Source organism: Mucilaginibacter sp. P4_G9 (genome assembly GCF_056400985.1).
This window is the reverse complement of sequence record NZ_JBFUKF010000413.1, coordinates 1-4,396: the sequence shown is the minus strand read 5'-3', so window position 1 is coordinate 4,396 and position 4,396 is coordinate 1. Positions and strand designations below refer to the sequence as shown.

3 protein-coding genes are annotated in these 4,396 nt (G+C 41.1%); all 3 read right to left on the bottom strand.

Annotated features, from left to right (window positions below):
- On the bottom strand, positions 1–1,019 hold a 1,019-nt coding region (locus AC1DPZ_RS22765), incomplete at its 3' end, for a DUF3810 domain-containing protein (protein ID WP_477407765.1).
- Positions 1,020–1,174: 155 nt separating this feature from the next.
- Positions 1,175–1,693: a DUF2911 domain-containing protein gene (locus AC1DPZ_RS22760; protein ID WP_477407763.1), complete on the bottom strand. Its 519-nt coding sequence runs from the start codon at positions 1,691–1,693 to the stop codon at positions 1,175–1,177.
- Between the two features lie 264 nt (positions 1,694–1,957).
- Positions 1,958–4,339, bottom strand: coding sequence for a carboxypeptidase regulatory-like domain-containing protein (locus AC1DPZ_RS22755; RefSeq protein WP_477407761.1), 2,382 nt, complete (start codon positions 4,337–4,339; stop codon positions 1,958–1,960).
- Positions 4,340–4,396: the final 57 nt, after the last annotated feature.

Here is a 4,396-nt window from a genome sequence, read left to right as displayed (position 1 = left end):
GGTTGATTATTGGCTTTCAGAAAATTATCATAAAAAATACTGCTGATTGCGCTTAACTTGTTTTCGTAAGCTAACCAGTAAGCGCGCTCGGTTACAAAATCCTGGTGTACATCTTTAGATATCATTGCCCTTAATTTTTTATGGGCTACGGTATCCCTGCGCCTTAGGGTATGCATAAACTCATCAACCGCTAAATGATAGGCCGAGTAACGCAGCAAGCGGTCATGTGATTTTATGCCGATAATAAACCCGGCAAAATCAGCTTCATCCTCGGCTCCGTACCCTACCTGGTGCGACATTTCATGACAGGCAACAAACGGCCGGTTAAACACAGGCATTTCATAATTGATCTGCGCCTCTGTTGTAAAAGGATTATAATAGCCCGATGTGCCCATATAATTCATTAAAAAGCTGATCATCGAAGGCTTTACTCCCGGATGAAAAGCCCGGAAGTTAACAGAATCCGCAGAGAGTGAACTCACTGCATTAACAGCTGTTTGATAAATGGCATTGTTGCTTTGAGCCAAATCTGCAGCAGTTATACGTGCACGGCAGTTGTTGGCACTATCTATTAGTAATTTAGTTACAGCCTTCAGGTCGGCAGTAGTGAAGGAGGTATCTCTCAGGTTAAGGCGCTCTGCTGCCGATGGCCTGAAATAATTCATCCCCCAAAACAAATAAAAAACAAGTACAGCTGACTGCACACTTATAACCCATCCCAGGAAATGCATACCGGCAATTTTAAACTGCTTTTTAAACAACAGTTTAATCATCCTCACGATCCCCCAAATTAAAGCAACTATAACCGCGGTGTATAACAGATCGCCAATACTAAAGGGAAACAGGTTTAATACCGGGTGAAAAATCCAGCAGATAAATTTGTAAAATCCATTTGAATAATAACGCTCAACCAATGCGGAATGGCTGGCAAACTGCATCAGTATAAAAGTAGTTATGGCCAGCAACAATATAACGATGATCCTTTTTAATAAGGGATTTTTGCTGATGTGGTTACGCATTAAGTAAATATAGTGCTTATTAATAAAGCCGGGATATAAGAATTAAGATAGAAGAGAACCTCCGGTCTTTTCCCGGCTTTTTATTCATACAAGTAACAGGATACAAAAAAAGCTCCGGGTGAAGGAGCTTTAATGTAATTGGGTAATTTAAATACTTATTTTATTGAAACAGGCACCTCAAAAGTATCCCATTTAAGGCTGAAGCCTTTTGGCGTAATAGTATATTTAAGGCTTTCGCTTTTAGGAACGGTTTTCCCTTTAACCGTTACACGTAACTGATCGTTAGCTTCTTTGTAAGTATAAGCTCCCCATTGTTTCGGGTTTTTATCAAAAATAAGTGTCCAGGTGCCGCTTGCAGACGGAATTACGAAGAATGCATACCTTCCGGCAGGAAGCGCTTTGCCTTCCACTTTGATAGCTTTGCTTGTAGTAATACTTGTTGCCGAATCGGCCCCCGCGCGCCATACCTTATCAAAAGGCACCAGTTCGCCCAGTACTTTACGCCCCTTTACATAAGGACTGCCATATTTAATTTTAATTAATGAACCGGCTACTGTAGCACTTGTGCTGTCATGCGGACTTGCCGGTTTTTTGTCCTGTGCAAATGTAAGGCTGCTCACAAATAGCGCAAATGCCAATAGCAATACTGCTTTTAATTTAATAGATGTTTTCATAATACTTCTCATGGATTTGTTTGGTATAAATATAGGATGAAATTTGTTTGGGTAGCAATTCAAAGTTCAAATAAAACTTAAGCGTTGTTTAAAAAATATTGTCTTAGCAATTAAAAACAGTTGATAAACAGCATTGTTATATTGTTAAGATAACCATATTGCAGTTAGGAATTGACCTTAAGGTTAAGATGGCCAAAAGGTTAAACAATTGTTGTGGTTTTTTTTAACCCTTGCCGCAAGGCAGGGGTTTTTTGTTTATAAATTTCACTCTACTTTATAAGCATAAACACTGCGGCCCATATTGCCATCTTCGTCCATGCCTTCAACCACTACCCGGTAATTGCCCTTTCCATCGGCATTGTAAAAATCAAAGGAGGCATTGCCGTCTTTATCGGTAACAATATCAGGGTTCCAGTAAATGGTACTGCGCTCATCAGCCTTATTGCTTTGCGTAGCCGATGTGCCGTAAGTGGGCGAATAAAATACGCGGGCCTTATAAAATCCCCTGGGGGCATAAGAAAGTAATCCCGGCGAAATCTTTTTATTTACAGCTACTGTTTTATTTTTAGCCGTGGTAATTAACAATACACCATTGGCCCCCTGAGAGCCAAAAATAGCTGCATCAACATTTTTAAGCATTTTAACACTTACTACATCGGATACGCTTAAGTTATCAACATTTGAACTTGATTGCACGCCATCTATTATCACCAGCATGGGGCCTGCTCCTGTTAAACCAACTCTTTCTCTTAAATACGGTACCCCGCCCATTAAAGCAACTCCGGGTAAATGCCCCTCCAAGCCGCGCGATATCCCGGTTTGATCACTAAACTGACTAATTGTAGTATGCTCAGGATCTGAGTATTTATCTTTAACAGTTACCTCTTTTAATAACTTCCCGCTTGCGTCGGCCAGGTAGGTAGCTGCAACAGCAGGTGTACTCCCGGGATTGCCCGCACCGCCCTTACCCTGCGTTGGGCCATTGCCTGTTGAAATATTTATTCTCCGGGCCTGATCCATTATGATCTGTGTATTGCTTTTCCCTCCTTCGGTTTTAGCCTGAATTACAAACGTGGTATTGGTGGTGTAAATCAAATTGGCAAAATTAAACCTGCCGTTAGCATCGGTTACCTGGTTTAACATGGTGCCTCCGTTTTGAGTAAGCAAAGTAACGCTCCCGTTAGCAACAGGTACACCTGCAGTTGTTTTTACCGTGCCCGATATATCCAACCCTTTTTCAACAGGGTAAGTTGCAGCTGTTTGAGGATCATCACCAAGCAATTGTTTCCAGGTAAAGCGGCGGTATCCCTGTGTAAGCATCAGTATATCCAAATCTGCGCGGGTATCGGCAGTAACGCGGGCAAAGTAGTAATTGGGTTGTTCAACAAATCCCTGTAAGGCAGATGTTAATAAAAGGTGTGTTAATATGGTAGTTTCGGCACTTTCATCAACAGGTATTTTAGTTGCATCAATAACCGATGCCGAAAAGTAACCTATAACCGGTTTATCATCCTTTTTTGCACTTACAGTTACGTGTACTTTGCCCCTGGCAGGGTAAGCCGGTTTATCAGAAACGGTTTGTAAGTTTATATGATCATTATTTTGTATAAATGACAGGCGCTCATTTAAAGGTTCGCCGGCTTGCGAAAACAAGGTTACCTGCACTATACCGGTTTGAAAATCCTTTTTATCCAGATTAATATCAAGCACCTGGTTATCAAGCGTTGTTTTAAGTGAACGTACCGATCCGTTTGAATAAATAACCACGCCAATTTCTTTGTTCTTATTTTCAAGATAATATGGCCGGTTTACATTTATTTCTATCATCAGCTTATCTGGTTTATCATTGTTTACCAGCAAGGCCATCCCTTTGCTATCAGCCTTAGGTAAATCAACAACCGCCTTTGTGCCATCAGCATAAGTAAGCTTTGCTTTATAGCTTCGGCCTTCAACCGGGGTAATATAAATAATACCCATTCCCAGGTGTTTGGCTTCAAATTTAGTTACTTCGGTGTTCAGGTTATCAACAACCACACCTTTTACATCCACCCCCAGGCCATTTTGGCCCATGGCCTTAAAAGCGAGTTTGGCAGGTATATCGTTTACAAAAGTTCCGCCTTCCGCAAAAAACTGGATATCAAACTTATTGTTGCTGATGTTAACGGGCCGGCTAGCCAGTACCTGCGTTGCAGGCACAGCGCTGTTAATTATTATCGGCTGATCAAAAATCCCAGGGTCGGCATTATTGAGCATCCATTTGGTATATGCTTTTATATGATAAATACCTTTTGGCAATTTGTTTGGTAACGCAAAATCGCCCCAGGCTATGCCATTGACAGCTTGCAGGGATATATTCTGCACCAGCGAATCGCTCGTATTCATGAGGTCGACATGTAATACGCCGCTTAGTTTTGATAACTGGTGTTGTTCGCCAAGGGTAATGTAAGCCTTAAAAAAAACCGTATCGCCGGCGTTATAAAATGTCCTGTCAAAGTGAAGGTATACTTTTTCAATGGCTTTGGTGGTTGATAAGGTTTGTAAACGCGATACAACATCATCCAACGACAATGATTGCTTAGCCACCTGCGAAAAAGCCGGGATACAAAAGCATGTTGTACACAAAAGTGCAAATAATAACTTTTTCATGCAGGAAATGACAAATAGAAATGGGTTTATAACTGGTAATTAAATGTACCACATTTC